This is a genomic window from Nocardioides pollutisoli, from assembly GCF_040045055.1.
GTDB classification, from domain to species: Bacteria; Actinomycetota; Actinomycetes; order Propionibacteriales; family Nocardioidaceae; genus Nocardioides; species Nocardioides tweenelious.
This window is the reverse complement of sequence record NZ_JBDZDU010000001.1, coordinates 3224129-3250967: the sequence shown is the minus strand read 5'-3', so window position 1 is coordinate 3250967 and position 26839 is coordinate 3224129. Positions and strand designations below refer to the sequence as shown.

The 26839-nt window shown below is 71.0% G+C and carries 30 protein-coding genes and 1 pseudogene; 5 read left to right on the top strand and 26 right to left on the bottom strand.

The genetic code is table 11. The features are described from left to right. Positions 1–67: 67 nt before the first annotated feature. The 4 genes from dprA to ABLE68_RS15975 form a co-directional block, all read right to left on the bottom strand. Positions 68–1171: a DNA-processing protein DprA gene (gene dprA, locus ABLE68_RS15990; protein WP_348872640.1), complete on the bottom strand. Its 1104-nt coding sequence runs from the start codon at positions 1169–1171 to the stop codon at positions 68–70. Continuing rightward, entirely contained in the window at positions 1171–2757 is a 1587-nt protein-coding gene (locus ABLE68_RS15985; RefSeq protein WP_348872639.1) for a YifB family Mg chelatase-like AAA ATPase, read from the bottom strand. The genes dprA and ABLE68_RS15985 overlap by 1 nt, the downstream gene beginning before the upstream one ends. Further along, complete coding sequence (locus ABLE68_RS15980) at positions 2757–3131, bottom strand: YraN family protein (RefSeq protein ID WP_348872637.1); 375 nt, start codon at positions 3129–3131, stop codon at positions 2757–2759. Before ABLE68_RS15980 ends, ABLE68_RS15985 begins: the two co-directional genes overlap by 1 nt. A gap of 111 nt (positions 3132–3242) precedes the next feature. Further along, positions 3243–3551, bottom strand: a complete 309-nt coding sequence (locus ABLE68_RS15975; RefSeq protein ID WP_224121397.1) for a DUF2469 domain-containing protein — start codon at positions 3549–3551, stop codon at positions 3243–3245. 98 nt (positions 3552–3649) lie between these two features. Between ABLE68_RS15975 and ABLE68_RS15970 the strand changes: the two genes are divergently transcribed. Together ABLE68_RS15970 and ABLE68_RS15965 are read left to right on the top strand one after the other, a co-directional pair. Then, positions 3650–4879 carry an NAD(P)/FAD-dependent oxidoreductase gene (locus ABLE68_RS15970; protein WP_348872636.1) on the top strand — a complete coding sequence of 410 codons (1230 nt, stop codon included), beginning with the start codon at positions 3650–3652 and terminating at the stop codon, positions 4877–4879. Continuing rightward, positions 4876–5610, top strand: a complete 735-nt coding sequence (locus ABLE68_RS15965; RefSeq protein WP_348872635.1) for a YqjF family protein — start codon at positions 4876–4878, stop codon at positions 5608–5610. Before ABLE68_RS15970 ends, ABLE68_RS15965 begins: the two co-directional genes overlap by 4 nt. Here ABLE68_RS15965 and ABLE68_RS15960 read toward each other — a convergent pair. From ABLE68_RS15960 to rpsP, 8 genes and pseudogenes are all read right to left on the bottom strand, one after another. Next, positions 5542–6270: a ribonuclease HII gene (locus ABLE68_RS15960; RefSeq protein WP_348872634.1), complete on the bottom strand. Its 729-nt coding sequence runs from the start codon at positions 6268–6270 to the stop codon at positions 5542–5544. The two genes, ABLE68_RS15965 and ABLE68_RS15960, sit on opposite strands and share 69 nt — an antisense overlap. Positions 6271–6279: 9 nt before the next feature. Next, a complete protein-coding gene (lepB, locus tag ABLE68_RS15955; RefSeq protein WP_348872632.1) occupies positions 6280–7041 on the bottom strand; it encodes a signal peptidase I in 762 nt (253 codons plus the stop codon). 145 nt (positions 7042–7186) lie between these two features. Continuing rightward, positions 7187–7537, bottom strand: coding sequence for a 50S ribosomal protein L19 (rplS, locus tag ABLE68_RS15950; RefSeq protein ID WP_348872630.1), 351 nt, complete (start codon positions 7535–7537; stop codon positions 7187–7189). 190 nt (positions 7538–7727) lie between these two features. Beyond that, complete coding sequence (locus ABLE68_RS15945) at positions 7728–8090, bottom strand: GNAT family N-acetyltransferase (protein ID WP_348873296.1); 363 nt, start codon at positions 8088–8090, stop codon at positions 7728–7730. Positions 8091–8210: 120 nt separating this feature from the next. Beyond that, positions 8211–8882: pseudogene (gene trmD, locus ABLE68_RS15940) on the bottom strand (tRNA (guanosine(37)-N1)-methyltransferase TrmD); the annotation flags it as partial. A gap of 3 nt (positions 8883–8885) precedes the next feature. Continuing rightward, entirely contained in the window at positions 8886–9434 is a 549-nt protein-coding gene (rimM, locus tag ABLE68_RS15935) for a ribosome maturation factor RimM (protein ID WP_348872629.1), read from the bottom strand. Between the two features lie 172 nt (positions 9435–9606). After that, the gene (locus tag ABLE68_RS15930) at positions 9607–9849 is read right to left on the bottom strand and encodes an RNA-binding protein (RefSeq protein WP_348872628.1); all 243 of its coding nucleotides are present in this window, start codon (positions 9847–9849) and stop codon (positions 9607–9609) included. A gap of 5 nt (positions 9850–9854) precedes the next feature. Further along, complete coding sequence (gene rpsP, locus ABLE68_RS15925) at positions 9855–10394, bottom strand: 30S ribosomal protein S16 (RefSeq protein ID WP_348872627.1); 540 nt, start codon at positions 10392–10394, stop codon at positions 9855–9857. Between the two features lie 184 nt (positions 10395–10578). Between rpsP and ABLE68_RS15920 the strand changes: the two genes are divergently transcribed. Both ABLE68_RS15920 and ABLE68_RS15915 read left to right on the top strand, forming a co-directional pair. Then, positions 10579–11154 carry a hypothetical protein gene (locus ABLE68_RS15920; protein WP_348872626.1) on the top strand — a complete coding sequence of 192 codons (576 nt, stop codon included), beginning with the start codon at positions 10579–10581 and terminating at the stop codon, positions 11152–11154. 1 nt (position 11155) lies between these two features. Next, positions 11156–12049 (top strand): response regulator, encoded by an 894-nt coding sequence (locus tag ABLE68_RS15915; RefSeq protein WP_348872625.1) that lies wholly within the window; start codon positions 11156–11158, stop codon positions 12047–12049. Here ABLE68_RS15915 and ABLE68_RS15910 read toward each other — a convergent pair. Both ABLE68_RS15910 and ABLE68_RS15905 read right to left on the bottom strand, forming a co-directional pair. Then, complete coding sequence (locus ABLE68_RS15910; protein ID WP_348872624.1) at positions 12046–13116, bottom strand: amidohydrolase family protein; 1071 nt, start codon at positions 13114–13116, stop codon at positions 12046–12048. The genes ABLE68_RS15915 and ABLE68_RS15910 overlap by 4 nt on opposite strands. An 11-nt stretch (positions 13117–13127) precedes the next feature. Beyond that, a complete protein-coding gene (locus ABLE68_RS15905; RefSeq protein WP_348872622.1) occupies positions 13128–15128 on the bottom strand; it encodes a glycoside hydrolase family 3 protein in 2001 nt (666 codons plus the stop codon). 142 nt (positions 15129–15270) lie between these two features. Between ABLE68_RS15905 and ABLE68_RS15900 the strand changes: the two genes are divergently transcribed. Next, complete coding sequence (locus ABLE68_RS15900) at positions 15271–16434, top strand: ROK family transcriptional regulator (RefSeq protein ID WP_348872621.1); 1164 nt, start codon at positions 15271–15273, stop codon at positions 16432–16434. A gap of 1 nt (position 16435) precedes the next feature. Here the strand turns inward: ABLE68_RS15900 and ABLE68_RS15895 are convergent, their stop codons facing one another. The 12 genes from ABLE68_RS15895 to ABLE68_RS15840 all read right to left on the bottom strand — a co-directional run bounded on the left by ABLE68_RS15895 (position 16436) and on the right by ABLE68_RS15840 (position 26784). Then, a complete protein-coding gene (locus tag ABLE68_RS15895; protein WP_348872620.1) occupies positions 16436–17200 on the bottom strand; it encodes an ABC transporter permease in 765 nt (254 codons plus the stop codon). 22 nt (positions 17201–17222) lie between these two features. Further along, positions 17223–17978 carry an ABC transporter ATP-binding protein gene (locus ABLE68_RS15890; protein WP_348872619.1) on the bottom strand — a complete coding sequence of 252 codons (756 nt, stop codon included), beginning with the start codon at positions 17976–17978 and terminating at the stop codon, positions 17223–17225. Next, positions 17975–18319 carry a DUF1048 domain-containing protein gene (locus tag ABLE68_RS15885; RefSeq protein ID WP_348872617.1) on the bottom strand — a complete coding sequence of 115 codons (345 nt, stop codon included), beginning with the start codon at positions 18317–18319 and terminating at the stop codon, positions 17975–17977. Before ABLE68_RS15885 ends, ABLE68_RS15890 begins: the two co-directional genes overlap by 4 nt. A gap of 2 nt (positions 18320–18321) precedes the next feature. Next, positions 18322–18654, bottom strand: coding sequence for a PadR family transcriptional regulator (locus ABLE68_RS15880; RefSeq protein WP_348872615.1), 333 nt, complete (start codon positions 18652–18654; stop codon positions 18322–18324). A gap of 106 nt (positions 18655–18760) precedes the next feature. After that, on the bottom strand, positions 18761–19129 hold the full coding sequence (locus ABLE68_RS15875) for an NYN domain-containing protein (protein WP_348872613.1): 369 nt from the start codon (positions 19127–19129) through the stop codon (positions 18761–18763). Between the two features lie 126 nt (positions 19130–19255). Beyond that, positions 19256–20824, bottom strand: coding sequence for a signal recognition particle protein (gene ffh, locus ABLE68_RS15870; RefSeq protein ID WP_348872612.1), 1569 nt, complete (start codon positions 20822–20824; stop codon positions 19256–19258). Between the two features lie 63 nt (positions 20825–20887). Next, a complete protein-coding gene (locus tag ABLE68_RS15865) occupies positions 20888–23116 on the bottom strand; it encodes a [protein-PII] uridylyltransferase (protein ID WP_348873295.1) in 2229 nt (742 codons plus the stop codon). Then, entirely contained in the window at positions 23113–23451 is a 339-nt protein-coding gene (locus ABLE68_RS15860) for a P-II family nitrogen regulator (RefSeq protein ID WP_348872611.1), read from the bottom strand. Before ABLE68_RS15860 ends, ABLE68_RS15865 begins: the two co-directional genes overlap by 4 nt. Positions 23452–23579: 128 nt before the next feature. Beyond that, a complete protein-coding gene (locus ABLE68_RS15855; protein WP_348872610.1) occupies positions 23580–23918 on the bottom strand; it encodes a P-II family nitrogen regulator in 339 nt (112 codons plus the stop codon). Beyond that, positions 23915–25234 (bottom strand): ammonium transporter, encoded by a 1320-nt coding sequence (locus ABLE68_RS15850; RefSeq protein ID WP_348872609.1) that lies wholly within the window; start codon positions 25232–25234, stop codon positions 23915–23917. Before ABLE68_RS15850 ends, ABLE68_RS15855 begins: the two co-directional genes overlap by 4 nt. 205 nt (positions 25235–25439) lie before the next feature. Beyond that, entirely contained in the window at positions 25440–26558 is a 1119-nt protein-coding gene (gene ftsY / locus ABLE68_RS15845; protein WP_348872608.1) for a signal recognition particle-docking protein FtsY, read from the bottom strand. 37 nt (positions 26559–26595) lie between these two features. After that, positions 26596–26784, bottom strand: coding sequence for a hypothetical protein (locus ABLE68_RS15840; RefSeq protein ID WP_348872607.1), 189 nt, complete (start codon positions 26782–26784; stop codon positions 26596–26598). Positions 26785–26839 lie beyond the last annotated feature (55 nt).

Below are 26839 nucleotides of genomic sequence, written 5' to 3'. Positions count from 1 at the left end.
CGCGTCGTCAGCGCTGGTGTCGACCTCGCTCTCGCTCACCGTTCGAGTCTAGGAACTTCGGTGCCGATCAGTCGTGAGCGAGTGCGGCGAGGCGCCATCCGTCCTCGTCGCACTCGACCATGCCGCTGCGCTCGAGCGCCTGGAGCGTCGTGTGGACCTCGTCGACGGCCAGGCCGACGACGCGAGCGATCGACCGCGAGGTGGCGCTGCGGGAGACCGGCACGGCGTCGAGCACCCGTCGTTGGACGTGGCTCAGGGCGTCGCGCGGCCGGTCCTTGCCGCGAGGCTGGTCGAGGACGTGCTCGCCCACCGCGCCCAGCAGCTCGAGCACCTCCTCCCCCGACGTCACGAGCGTCGCAGCTCCGCTGCGGATCACCTGGTGCACGCCGGCCGACTGGGCGCTGGTGACCGGACCGGGCACGCCCATCAGCTGGCGGTTGAGCCGGGTCGCCCAGTTGGCCGTGTTGAGCGCGCCGCTGCGCAGCGCCGCCTCGACCACGACCGTCCCGACGGACAGCGCCGCGATGAGCCGGTTGCGGGACAGGAACCGCACGCGCATCGGGGCGCCGCCCGGCACCGTCTCCGAGACGACGGCTCCTTGCGCGGCGAGGTGGTCGATCAGCTGCTGGTGCTTCGCCGGGTAGACCCGGTCGGCGCCGCACGCGAGCACCGCGACCGTGGGGGCACCGACGGTGATCGCGCCGCGATGGGCGGCGTGGTCGATGCCGTACGCCGCCCCCGACACGATGGCCCGTCCGGCCCGGCCGACGGTGGCGGCGAGGTCCGCGGCCAGGTCGGCGCCGTCCGTCGTCGACGAGCGTGACCCGACCACCGCGAGCGACCCCTCGAGCCGGGACAGCCGCAGCGGTCCGCGGACCCACAGCCCGATCGGCACTCCCCCGCGCTCCTGGACCGGGTCGGCGGATCGCAGGTCGTCGAGACCGGACGGCCACTCCTCGTCGCCGGGCACGACGAACCGGACGCCCTGGCGGGCGGCCGCGTCCAGCTCGCGCTCCGGCTCGATCTCGGCCAGCCGCTGCCCGAGCTCATCGTGCTGGAGGAGCCGCGCGTGGACGACCTCGGCGCCGAGGTCGGTCACCAGGTCGAGCAGGCGCGGGTTGCCGGGCTCCGCGACCTTCGCCAGCGCGACCCGCGCGAGCCGGTCGGCCATCACGACGCGCGCTCGATCATGCTGACGAGCAGCGGGTCGCCGGTGCGCAGCCGGAGCGCGGTGTCGACCTCGTCGAGCCCGGGGTGTTCGAGCCCGCGCAGGTCGGCGACCGTCCAGGCGAGCCGGTGGACGCGGGTCGCACCCCGCCGACTGAGCTTGCCGTCGTAGACCCGCTTGTCGACGGCCTGCTGCCCCGCCTTGGTGAGGGGCCAGCGCTCCCGCAGGACCGGGCCGGGCGCGTGCCCGTTGAGGCGCCAGCTCTCCTCCGCGTAGCGCTCGGCCTGGCGGTCTCGGGCGGCCTCGACCCGTCGGCGGACCACCGCGGACGACTCGGCAGGTTCGAGATCGGTGACGAGGTCGTGGGTGCGCAGGGGCCGGAGGTTGCGCACGATGTCGACCCGGTCGGTCACCGGCCCGGTCACCTTGTTGCGGTAGTCGCGCCGCTGCGTCTCCCGGCACGTGCACCGGTTGTTCGTGACGTCGCCCGAGTAGTCGCCGCAGGGGCACGGATTGGCCGCCAGCACGACCATGCCCCGGGCCGGCAGAGTCACCGATTCGTCGCGCCTCGCGATCGTGACGTCGCCGTTCTCGAGCGGCTGCCGGAGCGCCTCGATGACGTCGGCTCGGAAGAGCGGGAACTCGTCGAGGAAGAGCACACCCGTGTGCGCCTTGCTGACCTCGCCCGGGCGCACCACCCCGAAGCCTCCACCGATCAGGCTGGCCTTGCTGGCGTCGTGGTGGGGCGCCGAGAAGGGCGGCCTGGTCGGGAAGCCCTCCCCCGGGTCGAGCGTCCCGGCGAGGGAGCGGATGGCGCTCACCTCGAGCGACTCGTCCCGGGTGAGGTCGGGCAGGATCCCCTGGATCCGCTCCACGAGGCTGGTCTTGCCGCACCCCTTCGGGCCGGACAGCAGCAGGTGGTGACCGCCCGCGGCGGCGACCTCGACGGCGAAGCGGGCGTCGGCGATGCCGAGGAGATCGGCGAGGTCGAGCTCGTCGAGCCGCTCCTGGCCGCGCCACGCGAGCAGCCGGGCGCCCGACATCGGGGCGACGGGCGGTGCCTCGGGGATCTCCTCCTGGCGGAGCACGGCCACCACCTGGCTCAGCGAGCGGACCCCGACCACGCTCATGTCGGGCACCATCGACGCCTCGCCGGCCTGCGGCTCCGGCACGAAGACCGCGCGGACCCCTCGCTCCGCCGCGGCCATCACCATCGGCAGCACCCCGGCCGACGCGCGCAGGTTGCCGTCGAGGGTCAGCTCACCGATGAACACGGTCTGGGCGAGGGACGACGCGGGCACGCTGCCCGCCGCGGCCAGCACGGAGACCGCCACGGCGAGGTCGAAGTGGGTGCCGCTCTTCAGCAGGTCTGCGGGCGACAGCAGGATCGTGATCCGCCGGGTCGCCGGCCAGTCGAGACCGCTGTTGATGATCGCCATCCGGCAGCGGTCGCGGGCCTCGTTGATCGTGGTGTCGGCGCGGCCGACCATGGTCACGCCGACCTGCCCGGGCGAGACGTCGGTCTGCACGTCGATCAGGTGGCCGACGGCGCCGTGCAGCGAGACGGTGTGGGCGGTGGCGAAGGGCATCAGCCGATCCCCCTGACGTGGTCGAGGATCGAGGCCCCCCGGCGCGGCCGGACGATGCCGACCATGTCGATGCGGATGTCGCGTACGGCGACCCCGCGCTCCTCGAGCCACCGGGTGGCGAGGCGACGCAGGCGGGCGACCTTGATGTCGGTGACCGCCTCGTGGGGCGTGCCGTAGCGCAGGCTGCTGCGGGTCTTGACCTCGCAGACGACCAGGACGTCGCCGTCGCGGAGGACGAGGTCGATCTCACCGGCCTCGCACCGCCAGTTGCGCTCGAGCAGGACCATCCCCTGCTCGACCAGGTGCCGGGCGGCCAGGGTCTCGCCGTACGCCCCGAGCGCCTGCTTGATCGCTGCCGCTGTCGAACTCGTCATGCGCCCACCCTCGCCGGACGCGAGGACGATCAGGAGCGCAGGACGGAGCGGCTGTGGAGAGCCCCGTCGAGGGGTGTCCTGTGGACGCCAGGTGGGCCGATCAGCCCGGGATCAGGACTTGGGGAGGTCGATCTCCGAGGGGCTGAGCTCCTCGACGTTGACGTCCTTGAAGGTCAGCACCTTGACGTTCTTGGCGAAGCGGGCCGGGCGGTACATGTCCCACACCCAGGCATCGCTCATCGAGACCTCGAAGAAGACGTCCCCGGCCTCGGTGCGCGCCTTCACGTCCACCTGGTTGCAGAGGTAGAAGCGCCGGTCCGTCTCGACGACGTACTTGAAGATGCCGACCACGTCGCGGTACTCGCGATAGAGCGTCAGCTCCATCTCGGTCTCGTACTTCTCGAGGTCCTCGGCGCTCACGGCGCCGACTCTATCCCTGCAGGCTCGACCTCCACAGGCTCGACGCCCCGCGGCACGCCGATGAACCCGGCATTGGCACTCACTGTCATGGTGGGGGCGTGGCGGACGAGACGGACGTGGTCGTCGTGGGTGCGGGACTGGCCGGTCTGCAGTGCGCGCGCAGCCTGCGCCAGCGCGGGATCGCCGTCGTCGTCATCGAGGCGGCCGACCGTCCCGGTGGGCGGGTCCGCACCGATCTCGTGGACGGCTTCCGGTGCGACCGCGGCTTCCAGCTGCTCAACCCGGCCTACCCGGCGGTGGGCCGGCACGTCGACGTCGCTGCGCTCGACCTCAAGACCTTCGGCCGCGGCGTCGTGGTCGTGCGCGACCGGGGTACGGCGGTCGTCGCCGACCCCTTGAGGCACCCCGGCCTGCTCGGGGCCACCCTGCGCAGCGGCTATGCGCGACCCGGCGAGCTAGCCCGGCTCGGCGCCTGGCTGGTGCCGGCCCTGCGCTCGGTGCCGCGACTGCTGAGCGGTCCCGACGAGAGTCGGGCGGAGGCGCTCGGGAGAGCCGGGGTCACCGGTCGACTGCGCCACGAGGTGCTGGACCCCTTCCTCGCCGGCGTCCTCGCCGAGGACGACGGCTCGTCGTCGGCGACCTTCGCGCGCCTGGTGCTGCGCAGCTTCGTGCGCGCGACGCCGGGCGTGCCGGCGCTCGGGATGCAGGAGCTGCCGGACCAGCTCGCCGACGGGCTCGACGTCCGGCTCGACACCCGGGTCACGGAGGTCGGTGCCGGCGTGGTCGCGACCGACGGTGGGTCCTTCCACGCCCGGGCGGTCGTCGTCGCCACGGACCCCGTCAGCGCCGGGGCGTTGACGTCGGTCGCGACACCGGCCATGAAGGGTCTGCGGACCTGGTGGTTCGCGACCGAGGACCGCCTCGGCCACCCGACCTTCCTGCACGTCGAGGGCCGCGGGCGCCAGGCGGGCCCGGTGCTCAACACCGCAGACGTCTCGGCCGTCGCACCGTCGTACGCCCCGGCCGGGCGGCACCTGGTCCAGGCGACGACCCTGCTGCCGAGCGACGGCACCGAGCCCGACGTACGGCGCCATCTCGCTGAGCTGTGGGCCGTCGACACCACGTCCTGGGAGCTGGTGACGGTCCACGACGTCCCGGGGGCGTTGCCCGCCCAGCCGCCACCCCTGGCCGTACGCCGGCCGGTCGACCTCGGCGGCGGGCTCTACGTCGCCGGCGACCACCGCGACACCGGCTCCATCCAGGGCGCCCTGGTCTCCGGAGAACGTACGGCGCGGGCCGTCGCGAGCTCGTTCGGCCACACCCCGTGAACCCGCAGGGCCCGCCGCTGCCCACCCGCCAGGTGATGAGCCAGTGGTGGCGCGACATCTCGTTCCTGCACTGGCGCGTCGACCCCGACGTCGTGGCGCCGCTGCTGCCCCGCGGCGTGCACCCCGACGTCCACGACGGCAGCAGCTGGGTCGGGCTGATCCCCTTCCGGATGGTCGACGCTGGCCTCGGCAAGCGCGGTCCGGTGCCCCGGCTCGGCACCTTCTACGAGACCAACGTGCGCGTCTACTCCGTCGACGACGCGGGACGGCACGGGGTGGTCTTCCGATCCCTGGAGGCCGACCGCCTGCCCGTCGTGGCGGCGGCCCGGCTCGGCTTCGGGGTGCCCTACCAGTGGGCCCGGCTGTCCGTGGAGCCCACGGATCTCGGCCCTGCTCCTGAGGGGAGGACGATCTCCTACCGCTCGCGGCGGCGCAGCCGCGACGGTGCCGGTGGCCGGATCGACATCGAGGTCGGCGACCTGATCGCCGAGCCCGACCCGCTCGCGCTCTTCCTCACCGCCCGCTTCGGACTGCACACGACCGTGGCGGGCCGCACCCTCTGGGTGCCGAACACGCACGGCCCGTGGCCGCTGCGGTCCGCCCGCGCCGTCGTCGTCGAGGACAGCCTCGTGGCCGCGGCCGGGCTCCCCGGCCTGACCGACTCACCGCCCGAGTCGGTGCTCTTCTCGAGCGGCGTGCGGACCACCTTCGGGCTGCCCCAGCGGATCTGACAGCGGCTCGAGGCCCGCAGCGCGCCGGACGTTGACGAACCGCATCCGGTGGACCGGCGACGGACCGTGCTCGGTCAGCGCCGCCGTGTGCACGTCGGTGATGTAGCCCTTGTGGGTCTTGAAGTCGTACGCCGGCCAGTCGGCGTCCATCTCGACCATGATCCGGTCGCGCGTGACCTTCGCCAGCACGGACGCAGCGGCGATGCAGGCCGCCACCCGGTCACCCTTCCAGACCGCCAGCCCGGGCACGCCCAGCCCGTCGACCGGGAACCCGTCCGTCAGCACGTACGACGCCGGCAGGTCCAGCAGCGCGACCGCCCGCCGCAGCGCCTCGACGTTGGCGACGTGCATGCCGAGCCGGTCGCACTCCTCGTGGGAGACCACGACGACCGACCACGACAGCGCCCGCTTCACGACCTGGTCGTAGCAGCGCTCCCGCGCCTTCTCGGTCAGCAGCTTGGAGTCGGCGAGACCCGGGATGATGCCGGCCTTGCCGGCGGGCAGGATCGCCGCGCCCGCGACGAGCGGGCCGGCACACGCTCCCCGGCCGGCCTCGTCGACACCCGCGATCGGCTCGATGCCGTGGCGGCGCAGGGCGCGCTCGTAGCCGTACAACCCAGCGTCCTTGCGGACGGTGGACCCCCGGGGCAGCGCGCTCACGCCACGACCCTACGAGGCGTCGGGGACGTCCGCGAACGTGTCGGGACGGTGCAGGAAGTTGAACCGGTCGCTGGGCCAGAGCAGCACGAACACCTTGCCGACGACGTCGTCGGTCGGGATGTAGGGGTTCTTGGTGCAGTCGGTGTCGGTCTTCAGGCACATGTGGACGGTCGAGTCCGCCGAGTTGTTGCGGTTGTCGCCCATCACGAAGATGTGCCCGTCGGGCACCGGTCCGACCGACCAGTTGCAGTTGCCGACCATCGGCCCGTAGCAGTCCGCGCCGCCGAGACGGGCGTACTCCTTCTCGTTGAGCGGCTGGCCGTTGACCGAGATCCGGCCCTTGTCGTCGCAGCACTTGATCGTGTCGCCGGCGACGCCGATGACGCGCTTCACGAGATGGCCGCCGGTCGGGTAGAGGCCGATCTTCGAGAGGATCTTGCCGACACCGCTGGTGGGGCCGGCCGACTCCTCCTCGTTAAGCCAGCCGCCCGGGTCCTTGAAGACCACGACGTCGCCGCGCTGGGGACCGTCGCCGAACCAGTACGACGGCTTCTCGACGAGGATCCGGTCGTTCTTGACCAGGCCCGGCTCCATCGACTCCGACGGGATGTAGAAGGCCTGGACGAACAGCGCCTTGATCACGATCGCGAGGACGAGCGCGATCCCGAGCAGCAGGATCGTCTCCTGCCAGACCGGCAGGTGCTTCTTCTTCTTGGTCTTCCTGCCATCGGCGGGCGGCCCCGCGGTGGCGGACTCTGCGGTGGTGCTCATCGCGTCGCCGGGCTCGCCGTTCTCATCGGTGTCGTCGGTGGAAAGCGAAGACCGCGACCCATCATCGTCAGGTGTGTCGACGGGAGATGGGTCGCGGTCTTCTGAAGTCACGCGCAGAGCGTACTTTCGATGCCTGAGAAAACTCTCAGGCCTCGCGGCGCTCCTTGATCTTGGCCTTCTTGCCCCGCAGGTTGCGCAGGTAGTAGAGCTTGGCGCGGCGGACGTCACCGCGGGTCACGATCTCGATCTGCTCGAAGATCGGGGAGTTCAGCGGGAAGGTGCGCTCGACGCCGATGCCGAAGGAGACCTTGCGGACCGTGAAGGTGCGGCCGATGCCGGCACCGTGGATCCGGATCACGACGCCCTGGAACACCTGGACGCGGGAGCGGTTGCCCTCGACGACCTTGACGTGGACCTTGACGGTGTCACCCGCGCGGAAGGCGGGGATGTCGGTGCGCTTGCTGGCGTTGCCGAGCTCGGCAATGAGGTTGGTCATTTTTCTCCTCGCGAATGCCACAGGTCAGCCGCGGTACGGGAAATGCTTCAGTTGTCAGGTCCAACCACGTGTGGCCGGCGGCGCCATGTCCCCCCTGTGGCAGGAACTGGTGCGGACCCCTGCAGGAGAGTTCTCCCAGGCGATCCTTGTTTGGCCGGTTGGACCAAGGAGGAAGTCTGCCACAGCGGCTTCAGGAGCGGCGAATCCGCTTCGTGAGGCGTACGGCGCCCGGGAAGGGCTCGCCCGGGTGCAGCCGGTAGCCCGCCTTCTTGTAGATCCGCTGGTTGCGGACGCTCCCGGCTCCTGTGAAGAGGGCGTACGTCGTGGCCGCGGCGGGCGCGAGCGCCTCGACCCGCTCCAGCAGCGTCCGGCCGAGCCCACGGCCGGCGCTGTCGGGAGCCACCATCAGCCGCCCGATCCCCCAGGTCTCGCCGTCGAGCGAGCCGCGCACCGCCCCGACCAGGCGTCCTTCCGAGCGCGCCACCAGGACCGTGTCGCGGCTCAGCCAGTCGCGCACGTCGTCGAGGGTCTCGTGCAGGGCGGGGATGCGCACCCCGGGGTTGTCGTGCTGCTCCTGCACCCAGCAGGCCAGCTGGAGCACGTAGAGCTCGCCGGCATCCGCGGGCTGGGCCGGACGGATCTCGACGTCGTCGAGCAGTGCCGCGGCCGGGACCAGGTCGGGACGCCGCTCGGCGGTCCGGCGTACGGCCTGGTCGCGACGCCACGCGGCGATGGCCCCGTGGTCACCGGACAGCAGCACCGGCGGCACGTCGTGGCCACGCCACGTCGCGGGCTTGGTGAAGACGGGGTACTCGAGGAGCCCGTCCTCGTGCGACTCCTCGAGCAGCGACTCGGCGTTGCCCATGAAGCCCGGGACCAGGCGGACGACGGCCTCGGTGATCGCGAGCGCGGCCACCTCTCCCCCGTTGAGCACGTAGTCGCCGAGCGAGATCTCGCGGACCTCGGCCCGGGTCGACACCTCGTCGAGCACCCGCTGGTCGATGCCCTCGTAGCGTCCGCACGCGAAGACGATCCGCTCCCGGGTGGCCAGCTCGCGCGCCACCGCCTGGGTGAACGGCTGACCCGAGGGCGTCGTGAAGACCACGGTCGCCGGGCCGTCCTCGAGGAGCGCGTCGAACGCCTCGCCCCACGGCTCGGGCTTCATCACCATGCCGGCGCCGCCGCCGTACGGCGTGTCGTCGACCGTGCGGTGCCGGTCGTGCGCCCAGTCGCGCAGGTCGTGGACCCGCACGTCGATCAGCCCCTTGTCGCGCGCCTTGCCCGCGAGCGAGAGCTCCAGCGGGGCGAGGTAGTCGGGGAAGATCGTGAGGACGTCGATGCGCACGGCTCAGTCGTCCTCGGGCAGCGGTGTCACGAGGCCGGGGCGGTCGGCGATGACGACCCGGCCGCCGGCGACGTCGACCTCGGGGACGAGCGCCTTCACGAACGGCACGAGGGTGTCGCGGCCGTCGGGCGTGCGGACGGCGAGCAGGTCCTGGGCGCCGCCGTGGACGAGCCCGGTCACGGTGCCGAGCTCGGCGCCGGAGACGTCGTACGCCGCCAGCCCGACCAGCTGGTGGTCGTAGAACTCGTCGGGGTCGTCGGGCGACGCGTCGACGGGGACCGTCGCGAACAGCGTGATCCCGCGCGCCGCCTCGGCCGCCGTGCGGTCCGGGATCTCCTCGAAGCGGGCCAGCAGCACCGACGAGTGCCACCGGGTGCTCGCCACCGTGACGGTCCGCAGCGTCGAGGCCGATCCCGGAGGAGCCTCCACGCCCAGCACCGACCCGGGAGCGAAACGCCGCTCGGGCTCGTCGGTGCGGACGTTGATCGTCACGTCACCGCGCAGGCCGTGGGCCTTGCCGATCCGGCCCACGACGACGTCGATGGTCTCCACGCTTTTCTCTCTCTCAAATGCAGAACAGGTGCCGCCCCCCGAGGGGGCGACACCCATTCAAGCGGTTCTCAATCGGCGAGCGACTGGGTCTCGACACGCGGGTCACGACTTCGCAAGCTCAGTCGTGCCGCTCGCTCGACCACCATCATCCGATCCGCTGACGCGTCTCGGATCAACGACGACGGTCGACGTCGACGAAGTCGACCCGGGCCCCGCCCCGTCCCGCCAGGGCGGAGATGACGGTGCGGAAGGCCGTGGCGGTGCGACCGCCCCGGCCGATGACCTTGCCGAGGTCGTCGGGGTGGACCCGGACCTCGAGGATCGACCCCTGACGCAGCTGCTTGTCACGCACGCTCACGTCGTCAGGGTTGTCGACGACACCGCGCACCAGGTGCTCGAGAGCATCGGCGAGCATCGTGCTCAGGCCTCGGTCTTCTCGGCGTCGGCCTCGGCGGCAGGCGCCTCAGCCGGGGTCTCCTCGGCGGCGGGCGCCTCGGCCGGGGTCTCCTCGGCGGGGGTCTCGGCGGCGGGCGCCTCGTCGACCTTCTCCTCGGCCTTCGGCTCAGCCTTCTTCTTCGACGCCGCCTTCTTGGTCACCGCGTCGCCCTTGGGCTCGTTCGCGGCGTCCTTGAGGGCCTCGTTGAAGATCTCGAGCTTGTCGCGCTTGGGCTCCTTGACCTTGAGGGTGCCCTCGGTGCCGGTCATGCCCTTGAACTTCTGCCAGTCGCCGGTGATCGTGAGGATCTTCGCGACGGCCTCGCTCGGCTGCGCGCCGACGCCCAGCCAGTACTGCGCCCGCTCGGAGACGACGTCGATGTACGACGGGTCCTCCTTGGGGTGGTACTTGCCGATCTCCTCGATCACTCGACCGTCGCGCTTCTTGCGCGAGTCGACGACGACGATGCGGTACTGCGGAACCCGGACCTTGCCCAGGCGCTTCAAACGGATCTTGACGGCCACGTTTGTGGTGTCTCCTCAGGAATATGTGTGTGGGTGAAGGCACCGCCACCAGGTGGGGAAAGCACCGGGTCGGGACCTTCGATGGGCACTGCGACGTCCGAGTTAGAGGGTTCGGGCGCGCAGGACTCAGCGGCCAAGTCTGCCAGACCCGGTGGCCGACGCGAAAATCGGGCAGAGTCGGCCTATGAGCCAGCCCTTTCCCGCGTCGGTACCCGCCCCGAAGCCGCGCCCCAGCGGGTGGTGGTTCGTCGTCGGGGTCGGGCTGATCGTGCTCGCGATCGCCGCGGCCATCGGGCTCTTCCTCTGGACGTTCTCCAGCTTCTTCCACACCGACGCGCGGGTCGCGGCCGACGGTCAGGCCCACCAGGTCACCGTCGACACCGACCGCGACCGGATGATCTGGGTCGAGGCGCCGGAGTCGCTGTTCCCGACCGACTGCACGGTCGTCGACCACGCGACCGGCGACCAGGTCCCGCTGCGCCACGTGAGCGGCGAGTTCCGGCGCAACAACGGCACCAGCGGTGACTGGGTGGGCGCCTACCGGTTCGACCCGGGCTCGGGTCACCTGGAGGTGACCTGCGTGGGTGACGGCACGGCCACGTCGTACGTCGAGATCGGCCCGTCGCCCAGCTTCGGCGGCCTCGCCGGCGGCATCCTCCTCTCGATGCTCGTCCCGGGCCTGCTGGGCCTCACGGGCGTCGCGGTCCTGATCGTCACCGGAATTTTCTACGCAACGCGTCCTCCCCGCCGAAAGAGTTAGCGTGGAGGAGCTCATCGATCGACCTGTCGCTCTCGTCATCGAGGACGATCCGGACATCGCCGACCTGCTCGAGGTCGTGCTGTCGCAGGTCGGGTTCGCGGTCATGCACGCGGTCAACGGCGTCGAGGGGATCGCGCTCGCCCAGGAGCACAAGCCCGTGCTCGCGACCATCGACATCGGCATGCCCAAGATGGACGGGCTCGAGGCGACCCGCCGGATCCGGGAGTTCAGCGACGCCTACATCGTCATCATCAGCACCCGCTCCGAGGAGCGCGACATCCTCGCGGGCTTCGACGCCGGCGCGGACGACTACGTCCCGAAGCCGATCCGCCCGCTCGAGCTGCGCGCGCGCCTCGCGGCCGCCGCCCGCCGCCCCCTCGCGGACAGCGCGATCGAGCTCGCGTGGGCCCCGGCCGACGCGGACCTGGTCCGCTCCGAGCACCTGCGCCGGATCGCCGCCGGCGAGTCCTTCGAGCCCCCTGCCGAGCAGGACGACGCAGACGCCGGCCAGGAGGGCCGCGACGGCATGCTCGAGATCGGCATGCGCTTCGTCGGCGGCTGGATCGAGTTCCGCGGGCTGCGGATCAACCCGTCCCGCGGCATCGTCGTGGTCGACGACCGGCTCGCCGACCTGCCCCAGGAGCACATCGACCTGCTCGAGATCCTGATGTACATCGGCAGCCGCACCCTCACCGCGCGTCAGCTCGCCCTACGACTGCGGGGGCAGACCGAGCAGACCGCGACCACCACCCACCGCCAGGACGAGCGGTGGATCGACTCGCTGATGACCGGCCTGCGGCTCGGCCTCCGCGACGACGAGCCCGAGGCCCGGTGGATCGAGGCGCTCCCCCGCGACCGCTATCGCCTGGTGCAGCCGGCGCTGGTCGAGTCCTAGACGACCCGACCCCGGAGCACGACGCACGCCGGCCGCAGCAGCACGGAGAGGTCGTCGAGCGGGTTGGAGTCGTAGACGACGAAGTCGGCCGGCGCGCCCTCGTCGAGGCCGGCGTTCCAGCCGAGCCACTCACGAGCCCGCCACGAGGCGGCGCCGAGGGCGTAGTCGGCGGGGATGCCGAGCGACACCATCGCGATCACCTCGCCGGCGAGGTTGCCGTGCCGGCTGATCCCGCCGCCGTCGGAGCCGGCGTACAAGGACACCCCGGACTCGTAGGCCGCCATGATCGTGTCGCGGCGCCGGACGTAGAGATCGGTCATCGTCGAGGTGTACGCCGGGAACTTCTCGCGACCGGCGGCGGCGTAGCCCGGGAACTTGTCGAGCTGCATCACGGTCGGCACCAGGGCGACGCTCCGGTCTGCCATCTTCTCGACCTGCTCGAGCTGGAGGCCGGTGCCGTGCTCGATGCAGTCGATGCCGGCGTCGATCAGCCCGGCGAGCACCTCGTGGCCGAAGCAGTGGGCGGTCACCCGCGCGCCGTGCGCGTGCGCGACCTTGATCGCCTCGGCGAACGCCTCCGGCGGGAACGACGGCCGCAGGTCGCCGTCGTCACGGGAGATCCAGTCGCCGACCAGCTTGACCCAGCCGTCTCCGCGCTGCGCCTCCTGGGCGACGTACGCCGCCAGCTCCTCGGGCTCGACCTCGTGGGCGTAGTTGCGGATGTAGCGCTTGGTGCGGGCGATGTGGCGACCGGCCCGGATCAACCGGGGCAGGTCCTCGCGCTCGTGGATCCACGCGGTGTCGGCCGCCGAGCCGCAGTCGCGGATCAGCAACGCACCGGCGTCACGGTCCTCGATCGCCTGCTGCTCGGTCGCCTCGTCCGAGATCGCGCCGTCGTCGTCGAGCCCGAGGTGGCAGTGGGCGTCGACCAGTCCCGGGACGATCCACCCGTCCACGCCACCCTCGGCCCCGGGAACGGGGTCGAGGGTGACGTGTCCGTCGACGACGTAGAGCGTGCGCGGCTCCCCGTCAGGCAGGACCGGACCGGAGAACCTCAGCGCACGCATGCCTCCGGACGCTACCGGGCGTGCAGCCCGAAGCCGTACCGGTACAGCGGGTTGTAGTGCTTGTCGCCGATGTTGATCGGCTCCTGCGCCACGGAGCGCGGCCAGGAGACCGGGAGCTTGCCGGTGAACGGGCGCCTGCCGAAGAGCACGTCGGCGACGCCGGCACCCTCGCTGCCCGGCAACCACGAGGCGACGAGCGCATCTGTCTGGTTGAGCAGCGCCGGCGGGATGATCATGGGCCGACCGGAGACCACGAGGACCGTGCAGGACGTGGTCCGGGCACAGACCGTGCGGATCGCCTGGCTGTCGGCCGTGCTCAGCTCCATCGTCTGCTTGGGGCGCGGCACGCCGTTGTCGCCGGGGTCGTAGGCCCACTGCGGGCCTCCGACGTCACCGAAGCCCTCGGCGTACGGCGTCTCACCGACCACGACGACTCCGACGGAACCGCGCTTGATCCGCGCGGACGCGTCCTCGCTGTAGGTGACGTGGCCGCGGGCCGACTTCTCGATCCCGTCGAGGATGGTGGTCCCCGGGATCACGTTGGTCGACCCACCCTGCCAGGTGAGCGTCCAACCCCCGGCCTGGTTGCCGATGTTGTCGGCGTTGCTGCCGGCGACGTACACGTCGGCGTTCTTCTTGATCGGGAGCGTGTGCTGGTGGTTGCGGAGCAGGACCTGGCTCTCGGCCGCGGCCTGCCTGGCCACGGCGTGGTGCGCCGCGCTGCCGATCTGGTCGAGGTTGGTGCGGTCGGTCATCGGGTGCTCGAAGAGCCCGAGGTCGAACTTGGCGGTCAGGATCCGAGACACCGCGTCGTCGATGCGGTCCATCGAGACGTCTCCGTCGTCGACCAGCGAGGTCAGGGTCGGGATGAACTCGTCCCAGCCGGTCGGGTTGTTCGGCGCCTGGATCGGCTCCATGAACATGTCGACGCCGGCGTTCACCGAGGCCTCCACCTGGTCACGGTAGTCGCCGGGCAGCTGCCGGATCGCCCTCCAGTCGGAGATCACGAAGCCCTGGAAGTGCTGCTGGTCCTTGAGCCAGCCGGTGATCAGCTCCTGGTTGGCGTGCATCTTCACCGGGTTGCCGAGTCCGTCCTCCGTCCAGTCGACGCTGGAGAAGGACGGCATGACGGAGCCGACGTGGTGCTGCTTGATCGCCGGCTTGTACGGCGCGAGCGCGAGCTTGTCGAAGTCCCTGCGCGAGACCTTGTCGATGCCTTGATCGATCGGGTAGGCGCCGGTGCCGGCCGCGGCGGCGTCGTACGACGTGAGGCCGTCGCCGGCGAAGTGCTTGGCCGTGGCGAGCACCCGGTCCGCGTCATCGAGCTGTCCCGGCTTGCCCTGGAGCCCGTCGATCACGGTCTCCATCGAGGTCACCAGCGACGGCTTCTCACCGAAGCTCTCGTAGGTACGGCCCCAGCGGTCGTCGCGGGCGACGCAGACGCACGGCGCGAAGGCCCACTGCGGGCCGGACGCACGGGTCTCTTCCGCGGTGATGTGACCGATCCGCTCGACGAGCTTGGGGTCACGGGTCGCGCCGAGGCCGATGTTGTGCGGGAAGATCGTCGCGCCCTGGAGGTTGCCGTGGCCGTGGACGGAGTCGACGCCGTACAGAAGCGGGATGCCGAGCGGGGTGTCGAGCGCAGCCTGCTGGTAGCGGTCCACCATGTCCGCCCACGCCGTCGGCGTGTTCGGGTCGGGCACCGAGCCGCCGCCGGACAGCACGCTGCCGAGCAGGTTGGTGGTGATGAGGGAGGGATCGGCGTCGACGTCGATCCGCTCGGCCTGGGTCATCTGACCGATCTTCTCGGCCAACGACATCCGTCCGAGAAGGTCCGCCGCGCGCTGCGCGGTCGGCAGCGACGGGTCTCGGTAGGGCGGGGTGTCGTCTCCTGCCGCCGGGGACGACGGGCCGGCGACGACCTGGACCAGGGCCGCCGTGAGTGCTCCTGCTGCGAGGAGCGCGAGGGCGGCGCGGCGCCGCCGTGGGGGAGTTGAGGGGTCGCTGGACATGACTCTCCTTGCCGAGATCAAGGGGTGTGATGCCCGTCACGCTAAGAACCCGATTCGTCCGGGTCAATGAGCAAAGACCGCTGAGAGACTCTTTGTTTGTACGACTCTCGCACTAATCCCCGGACCGCCGTACGGTCTCTTCATGGCGAGCTCCAGCTCTCTCGAGCGGCTCCGCGACGCGAACCGCCGCGCCATCACCGGTCTGCTCGCGGCCGACGGCCCGACCAGCCGGGCCGACCTCGCCCGCGGCACCGGTCTGTCCCGCACGACGGTCTCCAGCCTGGTCGGCGAGCTGATCGCAGCCGGTCAGGTCGTCGAGACCGCCGATCGTGGCCGCCCCCACAAGGGCGGCAGCGGGCGTCCGCCGCTGCTGGTCAGGCTGACCACGCCGACCGGAGGTGTGGCCGGGGTCGACATCGGCCACCGCCACGTGCGGGTCGCGGTCGCCGACCGCGCCGGGACGGTGCTCACCGAGGAGACCGTCGTCGTCGACGTCGACGAGGACGGCGCGGACGCCATCGAGCGGGCGGCCGACCTGGTGCGGCGAGGGGTCCGGGCGGCCGGACTGCGTGCCGACGCGTTGCACGCCGTCGGAGTCTGCGTGCCCGCTCCCCTGGACCGACGCTCCGCCCGGGTCCGCGCCGGCATCCTCCCGGGCTGGCGCGACCTCTCCCCCGGCGACGAGCTGCACCGGCGCCTCGAGGTCCCGGTCTTCGCGGACAACGACGCCAACCTGGGCGCGCTCGCCGAGCTCCACCACGGCGCCGCCCGTGGAGCACTCGACCTGGTCTACGTGAAGGTCGCCAGCGGGCTGGGCGCCGGCATCGTGCTCGGAGGTCGGTTGCACCGCGGCACGACCGGGATCGCCGGCGAGCTCGGCCACGTCCAGGTCGGCGAGGACGGCCAGGTCTGCCGCTGCGGTAACCGCGGTTGCCTCGAGACGCTGGTCGCGGCTCCTCGGCTGCTCGCCCTGCTGCAGCCGGCGTACGACGAGGACCTCTCCGTCGAGCGGATCCTCGAGCTGGAGGCCGAGGGTGATGCCGGCGTCCGCCGGGTCCTCAGCGACGCCGGCCGGGCGGTCGGGCGAGCCCTGGCAGACCTCTGCAACAACCTCAACCCCGGGGTGCTCGTCGTCGGTGGCTCCCTCGGGGCCTCGGCCTCGCTCACCCAGGCGATCCGAGACTCCGTCGACCGCTACGCCCAGCCGGACACGGCCGCAGCACTCCGGGTCGTCTCCGGCGAGCTCGGTGACCGCGCCGAGGTGGTCGGTGCGATCTCGCTGGCGATCGCCCGCATCGCCACCTGAGTCAGGCCGTCTTGCGGCGGTAGGTCGCCATGGCGGCGGCGTGCGCGACGGCGGCGATGCCCACGCACCACGCGACGGCGACCCACAGCTCGCCGCCGACCGGCTGCTGCGCGAAGAGGTCGCGGATGGTGTTGATGATCGGCGTCACCGGCTGGTGCTCGGCGAACGCGCGGACCGGGCCGGGCATCGAGTCGGTGGGCACGAAGGCCGAGCTGATGTAGGGCAGGAAGATCAGCGGGTACGAGAAGGCGCCGACGCCGTCGACCGACTTCGCGGACAGCCCGGCGATGACGGCGATCCAGGTCACGGCCAGCGTGAAGAGGACCAGCACCGCGGCGACGCCGGCCCAGGCGACCACGCCGGCCGAGGAGCGGAAGCCGATGGCGAGCGCGACCACCACGACCACGGCGACCGAGATCGCGTTGGAGACCAGCGAGGTCAGCACGTGCGCCCAGAGCACGCTGGACCGTGCGATCGGCATCGACTGGAACCTCTCCAAGATGCCGCTCTTCAGGTCGGTGAAGAGCCGGAACGCCGTGTAGGAGACGCCCATGACGACGGTCAGGACCAGGATCCCGGGCAGCAGGTAGTCGACGTACGACGCCGTGCCGGTGTCGATCGCGCCACCGAAGACGTAGACGAACAGCAGCATCATCGCGATCGGCATGATCGTGACCGACAGGATCGTGTCCAGGCTGCGGGTGATGTGACGCATCGAGCGACCCACCAGCACGGTGGTGTCGTCGACGAAGTGGGTGGCGCTCATGGGTGCTCCCTCGGTGGTGTGGTCAGTGGGCGCCGACGACCGCGAGAAACACGTCCTCGAGGGTCGGCTGCTTCTCGACGTACTCGACGGTGGCCGGCGGCAGCAGCCGCCTCAGCTCGGCGAGCGTGCCGTCGGCGATGATCCGACCCTCGTGGAGGATCGCGATCCGGTCGGCGAGCTGCTCGGCCTCGTCGAGGTACTGCGTGGTGAGCAGCACCGTCGTGCCGTTGCCGGCGAGCTCGCGGACGCAGCTCCACACCTCGGCGCGCGACTGCGGGTCGAGACCGGTGGTCGGCTCGTCCAGGAAGATGACCGGCGGGTCGCCGATCAGGCTCATCGCGATGTCGAGGCGGCGACGCATGCCGCCGGAGTAGGTCGCCACGCGCCGCTCCCCCGAGTCGGCGAGCTGGAAGCGGGTCAGCAGGTCGTCGGCGATCCGGCGCGCGTGCTTCAGGTGTCGCAGGCGAGCCACCAGCACGAGGTTCTCGCGACCGGTGAGGGTCTCGTCGACGGCCGCGAACTGCCCGGTGAGGCTGATCGACTCGCGCACGTCGGCCGGGTGGGTCAGCACGTCGAAGCCATGGACGCTGGCGGAGCCCGCGTCGGGCTTGAGGAGCGTGGACAGGATCTTCACCAGGGTCGTCTTGCCCGCGCCGTTGGAGCCGAGGAGGGCGAAGATGCTGCCCCGCGCGACCTCGAGGTCGACTCCGCGGAGCACGTGCAGGTCGCCGTACGACCTCTCGATGCCCTGCACGCGGATGGCGGTGTCGGTGCTCATGACTGCTCTGCCTTCTCGGCGTCCGCGATGGCCTCGGTCAGCCGGACCCGCTCCTTGTTGATCCACTGGCCCTGCGCGTAGTTCTCCAGGAACGTCTCGGCGAACTCCACGGGGTCGTCCCCGACGATCGCCCGGATCGGCGTCCCGTCGGCCGCGCCCTGCTCGAAGAGGTCGGCGAGGTCCTCGAGCATCGAGACCAGCACGTCGCCCTTCGAGATCGCGCCGAAGTAGTTCAGGTAGCGCTCCAGCGCGTCGATCGCGGTGCGGTAGCTCGTCGGGAGCTGCTCCTTGCGGGCCTGGTACTCCCGGTAGCGCTTCTTCTGGTCGATCCACGTCGCCATGGCTAGCTGCCTCCTTCGCGGAGCTGTTCGAGACGTTCTGACAGGAAGCTCCAGGTCCTCCAGAACTCGTTGAGGTGGTCCTGTCCCTGCGCGTTGAGGGAGTAGACCTTGCGCGGCGGGCCCTTCTCGGACGGGACCTTCTCCACGTCGACGAGGCCGCGCTGCTCGATCCTGACCAGCAGCGCGTAGACGGTGCCCTCGGCGATGTCGGTGAAGCCCTGGTCGCGCAGCCAGGCGGTGATCTCGTAGCCGTACGCCGGCCGGCCCGCGAGGATCGCGAGCACGATGCCCTCAAGGGTCCCCTTGAGCATCTCGGTCACCTGCTTGGTGCCCATCGTCACCACCTCCTTCCAACTACTCAGTGACATTGACTACTGGTAGATAGTAGCACTGAGTAGTGGTCGCGCAAGGGGGTAGATCGCGACGCTCCAGGGCGTCAGGTCAGAGGTGGTCGAGCAGCCACGACGGGGTCATCACCATCGCGCCGTACCTCTCGACGCGGCCCATCAGGATCCGGTCGGCGGTGACCACGCTGACCCGGTCGCCGCGCTCGGAGGCGGCCTTCGTCTCGGCGACGATCGTGTCGTCGCCGGCCTTCGGAGCGTGCACGGTGCGGACGTGGGCGTCCTTGCCGGCGCGCACCCCGCCCTTGGCCGCTCCCTCGAGGACGAGGACCACCACCTGCTGAGGCACGTCGGCCGTCATCAGCTGCTCGTGCAGCCGACGGGCCGCACCGGCGCGGTCCTTCCACCAGCCGTCGGGGCGACTGCCGACGACGTTGGCGCCGTCGATGACAAGCACTGTTGCCATCGACGTCGCCTTTCGTCTCACCGGATTTCGACGCGCTCGCGCGACTTCGTTCCTCAGTCGCGTCGCTTGCTCAATCTGGCCGCCCCCACGCCGTGCACTCGCTTCGCTCGTGCACGTCTGGGCGTCTCATTTCAGGTACTTGGAGAAGTCCTTCGGCAGGTCCAGCGCGGCGGCGGCCTTCTCGTAGTCGATCGGGCCGTCGGCGTTCGGGTTGCCGAAGGGGTTGCTCGGCGCCGCGGCAGCCTTCTCCTTCTCGGCTGCGGCCTGCTGGGCCGCCTTGGCGGGGTTGCCGGACCGCTTCGCGCCCTTGCCCTTCTTGGGCTGCGCCTTCTGCTTGCCACCGCGGCCACCGCCCATGCCGGGGATGCCGGGCATCCCGGGCATGCCGCCACCGCGGGCCATCTGCATCATCATCTTCCGGGCCTCGAAGAACCGGTCGACGAGCTGGTTGACGTCGGAGACCTGGCGTCCGGAGCCCTTGGCGATGCGCGCCCGGCGCGAGCCGTCGATCATCTTCGGGTTGGCCCGCTCGGCCGGGGTCATCGACTGGATAACGGCCTGGATCCGGTCGATCTCGCGCTCGTCGAAGTTCTCGAGCTGGTCGCGGAACTGGCCCATCCCGGGCAGCATCCCCATGATCTTCGACATCGAGCCGAGCTTGCGGACCTGCTGCATCTGCTCGAGGAAGTCGTCGAGGGTGAACTCGCCGCCCTGACCGGTCAGCTTGGCCGCGGCCTTCGCGGCCTGCTCGCTGTCGAAGGCCTTCTCGGCCTGCTCGATCAGGGTCATCACGTCACCCATGTCGAGGATGCGCGAGGCCATGCGGTCGGGGTGGAAGAGGTCGAAGTCGGTCATCTTCTCGCCGTTGGAGGCGAACATGACCGGCTTGCCGGTGAGCGAGGCGATCGAGAGCGCGGCGCCACCACGGGCGTCACCGTCGAGCTTGGTGAGGACGACGCCGTCGTACCCGACCCCGTCGAGGAAGGCCTGGGCCGTGATCACGGCGTCCTGGCCGATCATCGCGTCGACGACGAAGAGCACCTCGTCTGGCTGCACGGCGTCGCGGATGTCGGCGGCCTGCTTCATCAGCTCGGCGTCGACGCCGAGGCGACCCGCCGTGTCGACGATGACCACGTCGTGCAGGGTCCGCTTGGCCTCCTCGACCGCGTCGCGGGCCACCCGCACCGGGTCGCCGACGCCGTTGCCGGGCTCGGGCGCGAAGACCTTGACGCCGACGCGCTCGCCGTTGACCTGGAGCTGGTTGACGGCGTTGGGACGCTGGAGGTCCGCGGCCACGAGCAGCGGACTCTTGCCCTGCTCCTTGAGCCACAGCGCGAGCTTGGCGGCCAAGGTCGTCTTGCCGGCGCCCTGGAGGCCGGCGAGCATGATGACGGTCGGGCCGGTCTTGGCGTAGCGCAGGCGACGGGTCTCGCCACCGAGGATGTTGACGAGCTCCTCGTTGACGATCTTGACGACCTGCTGGGCGGGGTTCAGCGCACCGCTGACCTCCTCGCCGCGCGCCCGCTCCTTGACCGCGCCGACGAACTCCTTGACGACGGGCAGCGCGACGTCGGCCTCGAGCAGCGCGATCCGGATCTCGCGCGCGGTGGCGTCGATGTCGGCCTCGGAGAGCCGCCCCTTCCCCCGGAGGTTCTTGAAGGTGTCGGCGAGCCGGTCGGAGAGTGTGGCGAACAAGTCGGTGGTCCTACCTGGTGGAACGGCCAGTTGCAGAACCCCAGCCTAACCGCCGCTGCGCGATCAGCCGTCGCCGACGCTGGTGAGGGCCGCGCGTACGGCGTGCGCGGCCTCCGCCGCGCGCGTGTCGCTCAGCGCACCGGCCGACGCCTCCTGCAGGTAGAACACGTCGACCGCCTGCGGGCCGAGGGTGTCGACGTGTGCCGAACGCACCGCGATGTCCATGTCCGCGAGGGTCGAGCACACGACGAACACGACCCCGGGCCGGTCGGCGGCCCGCACCTCGAGCACCGTGGCCAGGTCGGACGCCTCGGGGCGTACGACGACCGCCGGGTCGAGCTCGACAACGCTGCTGGCCTGGCGCAGCTTGCGCGCCGCCTCCACGCGTCCGCCGACCACGGCTTCGTAGCGCTGCCGCAGCACCGCAGGGTCGAGGTCCTCCTCGCCGACCTCCCACACGGAGACGCCGTACTGCTCCTGGGCCCACGCCCGCGCGGCCCGCACCGGGATCCGCTGGAGGGCGAACATCGCCGCGAAGTCGGCGAGCAGGCCGACGCGGTCGGGGGCGATCACGGTGACCCGGGTGCCGTCGACAGCCTTCTCGACGGTGATCGAGGCCGAGCCGCTGCGCACGTCCCGAGGGATCTCGATGTCGTCGGTGACGATCGGCGAGAGCGCGACCCCGGAGTCGAGGACCGTCCGCGCCCGGCGGGCCAGGTCGCGGATCAGCCCGGACCGCCAGGACGACCACGCCTTCGGTGACGCGGCCTTGGCGTCGGCCTCGGTCAGCGCCAGCAGCAGGTCGAGCGTCTCGGTGGTCTCGACCTTGCTCGTGATCAGCTCGACGGTCGCGGGGTCGTCGGGGTCGCGGGTGGTCGCCGTCTCCGAGAGCAGGAGGTGCCAGCGGACGAGCCGGGCGATCAGGTCGACCGACTCCGCCTCGAAGCCCATCCGCTCGGCGATCGAGCGGGCGATCGGCTCCCCCGCGACGCTGTGCTCGGTCAGGCTGCCCTTGCCGATGTCGTGCAGCAGCGCGGCGACCATCAGCACGTCGGGCCGCCCCACGTGCCGGATCAGCGCGGACGCCTCGATGCAGGTCTCGACGACGTGCCGGTCGACCGTGAAGCGGTGGATCGCCGACGCGTGCGGCAGCAGCCGGATCCGCTCCCACTCGGGCAGCGCTCGCAGCAGGGCACCGGTCTCCTCGAGGGTCTCCCACACACCGAGCAGGCCGCGCCCGGATGCGAGCAGGCGCACCAGCAGCCGCCGCGCCTCGGACGGCCACGGGGCCTCGATCGGCACGCCTTCACGCGCGAGGCGGGCCGCCGTGGCCGGGGAGAGCACGATGTCGCGCTCGGCGGCCTCGGCAGCGGCCCGCAGCAGCAGCATCGGATCCTCGGCCGGGCGAGCACCGCGGTCGAGCACGACCTCGCCCGCCGCCAGCGCGACGCCCGGCGCGATCGGGGTGAGGTCGGGCCGGCGGGCCTTCGCGTACGACGCCGGGCGGGCCAGCACGTCCTCGACCCGGCGCCAGGTCAGGTGCGACAGGTGCGTGATCCGGCGGCCCAGCTCGCGCACGTGGGCCTGCCCGGCACGCGCGTCGGCGAGGCCCAGGCCATGGGCGAGGTCGCTCCACATCTCCGGGGCGATCCGGTCGGTGGCGCGCCCGGCGGTCTCCTGGAGCACGTCGCGGACGTCGAGCAGCGCCAGCCGGCTGCGCTCCAGCTCGACGTGCGGGACGTCGACCAGCCAGGTCGCGACCAGGGCCTTGAGGACGGTCGCGTCCCGGATCCCGCCCTCGGCCTCCTTGATGTCGGGCACCGAGAGGTGGGCCAGCTCGCCCACGAGCTCGTGGCGGCCGGTGACCATCCTGTGCAGGGCAGGCAGCCGGTCGCGCGAGCTCTTGCGCCAGTGCGCGAGCATCGTGGTGCGCAGCCGCAGGGTCAGGTTCGGATCACCCGCGAGGTGGCGGACGTCGAGCAGTCCGAGCGCGACCTTGAGGTCGTTGTCGGCCGCCGCGAGCATCTCGGGGAAGGTCCGCACGGAGTGGTCGAGCTTGGTGCCGGAGTCCCAGAGCGGGTACCAGACCTGCTCGGCGACCTTGCGGACGTCGACGCCCTCCTCGGAGACGAGCACGACGTCGAGGTCCGACGACGGCGCCATCTCCGAGCGGCCGTAGCCGCCCACCGCCACCAGCGCCGCGCCCTCCTCCGGGCCGCCGCTGTCGCGGTAGGCCTGGGCGCAGAGCGCGTCCGCCTCGGCGGTGCGTCGTGCTCGGTCGGACGCGCTCAGAGGGCTGCCTCGTCGGTGTCGCCGGTGCGGACCCGCACGACCGAGTCGACCGGGGCGACCCAGACCTTGCCGTCACCGATCTTGCCGGTGCGGGAGGTCGAGGAGATCACCTCGACGATCGCGGCGGCGTCCTCGTCGGCGACGAGGACCTCGATCCGGATCTTCGGCACCAGCGTGACGTCGTACTCCGCGCCCCGGTAGACCTCGGTGTGGCCCTTCTGCCGCCCGTAGCCGCTGACCTCGCTCACGGTCATGCCGTTGACACCGGCGGCCTCGAGGGCGGCGCGGGTGTCTTCCCACTTGTGCGGCTTGATCACCGCGGTCACGAGCTTCATGTGGATCTCCTCGACGATCGGCCGTTGGCGGGGCGGGACGGATCAGATCATGCCCGATGGGCAGCACACGGCCCGGCTCCCCGCTGGGGAGAGCCGGGCCGGTGGATGGTGCTGGGTGGTGGAACCGGTCAGAGGGCGGCCGCGTCGCGGTCACCCGTGCGGACCCGCACGACGGTGTCGACCGGGCTGACCCAGACCTTGCCGTCGCCGATCCGGCCGGTCTGCGCGGTCTTCACCACGATGCCGACCACGTCCTCGGCGTCGTCGTCGCCGACCACGATCTCGATCCGGATCTTCGGGACCAGGGCGATGTCGTACTCCGCGCCGCGGTAGACCTCCGTGTGGCCCTTCTGGCGGCCGTAGCCGCTGACCTCGCTGACCGTCATGCCGGTCACGCCGAAGGTCTCGAGAGCCTCGCGGACGTCCTCCCACTTGTGCGGCTTGATGACCGCCGTCACGAGCTTCATGCGTTGACTCCTTCCGTCACGGTCGAGCTGGCGAGCACACCGGACGACGGCAGGCCGCCGCTGATGCTGGTGCTCAGGTCGTACGCCGACTCACCGTGCTGGTCGCTGTCGATGCCCTCGACCTCGGCCTCGGTGCTGACGCGCCACCCGATCGTGTACTTGATCGCGAGGGCGATGACGGTGGTGAGGACACCGGTCCACACGATCGTGAAGAGGGCCGCGAGGGCCTGGTCCCCGAGCGACGCGAACCCGCCGCCGTAGAACAGACCGTCGATGCCACCGGGCGCCGACGAGGTGGAGACGAGACCGATCAGCAGCGTGCCGACGAGACCACCGACGAGGTGGACGCCGACGACGTCGAGCGAATCGTCCATGCCGAACTTGAACTTGAGGCCGACGGCCGCGGCACAGGCGCCACCGGCGACCGCACCGACCACGATGGCACCGGTCAGGTCGACCGCGCCACAGGCGGGCGTGATGGCGACGAGACCGGCCACGATGCCCGACGCGGCACCGAGCGAGGTGGCCTTGCCGTGCAGGATCCGCTCGATGACCAGCCAGGCGAGCATGGCGGCGCAGGTCGCGATCGTGGTGTTCAGGAACGTCACACCGGTCTCACCCTGGAACTGCTCGGAGAACTTGGCCGGGTCGGCCAGCGAGTCGGAGGTGAAGACGATCGAGCCGACGTTGAAGCCGTACCAGCCGAACCACAGGAGGCCGGCACCGATCATGGTGAGCGTCAGGTTGTGCGGCTTCATCGGCTCCTTCATGAAGCCGACGCGCTTGCCGATCACGAGGCAGAGCACCAGGCCGGCGACACCGGCGTTGATGTGGACGACCGTCCCACCTGCGTAGTCCTGCGCGAACGTCGAGCCCTTGGCCAGCTGGCCGGCCAGCCAGCCGCCGCCCCACACGTTGTGGGCGATCGGGAAGTAGCACGCGGTCAGCCAGATCGGGACGAACACGATCCAGGACGAGAGCTTCACACGGTCGGCGATGGCTCCCGAGATGAGCGCGACCGTGATGGCGGCGAACGTGAGCTGGAAGACGACGTAGATGAAGTTGATGTGCGAGACGCCGTCGAGCCCGAACATGTCGAACGGGTTGGCGATCAGCTTGCCGTTGGCGTTGCCGGCGCCGTCGCCGCCCCAACCCTCGGACCAGCCCCACAGCACGAAGACGATCGCCGCGACGGCGAACGCGACGTACGACATCATCATCATGTTCAGGACCGACTTGGCGCGCGTCATACCGCCGTAGAACAGCGCCAGCGCCGGAACGGTCATCATCAGGACGAGGGCTGTCGCCACCAGCATGAAGGCGTAATAGCCGTCCACAGAACCTCCAGGGATCAATCTCGGGAGGGCGGGTTCGGCAGCGACCGCACTGTCTGCTCCGGGGGTCCGCCCCATTGGCAGACACTTTCCGAGCCGGAGGTTTCGACCTGCGTTGTCGCGTGTTGCGGTTAGGAAACGAGATCCGAGGATTTGTTACCTCGGTGTTACAGCGTGCTCGAGCAGGTCAGCCCAGCAGCGCGTCGACGAAGGCGCCCGCGTCGAACGGAGCGAGGTCGTCGGCACCCTCGCCGAGCCCGACCAGCTTGACGGGTACGCCGAGCTCGCGCTGGACCTGCACCACGATGCCGCCCTTGGCGGAGCCGTCGAGCTTGGTCAGCACGATGCCGGTGACGTTGACGACCTCGCTGAAGACACGGGCCTGGATCAGGCCGTTCTGACCGGTCGTCGCGTCCAGGACGAGCAGCACCTCGGTGACCGGGGCCTGCTTCTCGATGACGCGCTTGACCTTGCCGAGCTCGTCCATCAGGCCCTGCTTGTTCTGGAGCCGGCCGGCGGTGTCGATGATGACGGTGTCGGCACTCGTGTCGACACCCTCCTTGACCGCCTCGAAGGCGACGCTGGCCGGGTCGGTGCCCTCGGCGCCGCGGACCACGTCGACACCGACCCGCTCGGCCCAGGTGGCCAGCTGCTCGACGGCGGCGGCGCGGAACGTGTCGGCCGCGCCGAGCACGACCTTGCGGTCCTCGGCGACCAGGATCCGCGAGATCTTGCCGACGGTGGTCGTCTTGCCGGAGCCGTTGACGCCGACCACGAGGACGATGCCGGGGTTCCCGTCGGCGCCGCTCACCTGGAGGCGGCGGTCCATGTCGGGGTCGACCAGTGCGAGCAGCTCCTCGCGGAGCACGGTACGGACATCTCCGCTGCCTTCGACGCGCAGGCGGGTGCGCAGCTTCTCGACCAGCTCCTGGGTCGGCGCGACGCCGACGTCGGCCGTGAGCAGGGTGTCCTCGATCGACTCCCAGGTGTCCTCGTCGAGCCGGTCGCGCGACAGCAGGGCGAGCAGGCCGCGGCCGAGCCCACCCTGTGATCCGGCGAGCCGCTGGCGGAGCCGGACAAGACGGGAGGCGGTGCCCTCGGGCTTCTCGAGCGTCGGAGCCGGGGCCTCGACCGGTTCAGCAGCCGGTGGCGCCTCGTCGGTCGGGGCCTCGACCGGTGCCTCGAGAGGAGGCGTGAAGTCGGTCGGCGGTACGGCGCGGCCGCGGCCGCGCTGGACGAGGAGTCCGCCGAGCAGTCCCGCCGCGACCACGAGGATCGCGATGATCAGATAGAGCCAGTCACCCATGGCTCAATCCAACCAGAGGGGGGTCGTCACCCTCGTATCAGTGCTTGCGCTCTGCGGCGTACGTCTCCTCCTGGACCACGGGCGCTGCGTCGGCCGCACGGCTCATGGCCTCGCCGAGCCAGGGCGCGGCGGGGATCTCCTCCCCGCGGTGCGGATAGGCGACGTAGACGACGACCAGGCCGGCGATCACCAGGACCACCAGCATGGAGATGACGACGAAGAGCACGGACTACCTCCCGAGGATCGGCTCTGCAGGTGCGGAGCCTGCTGTCACCGTGTCA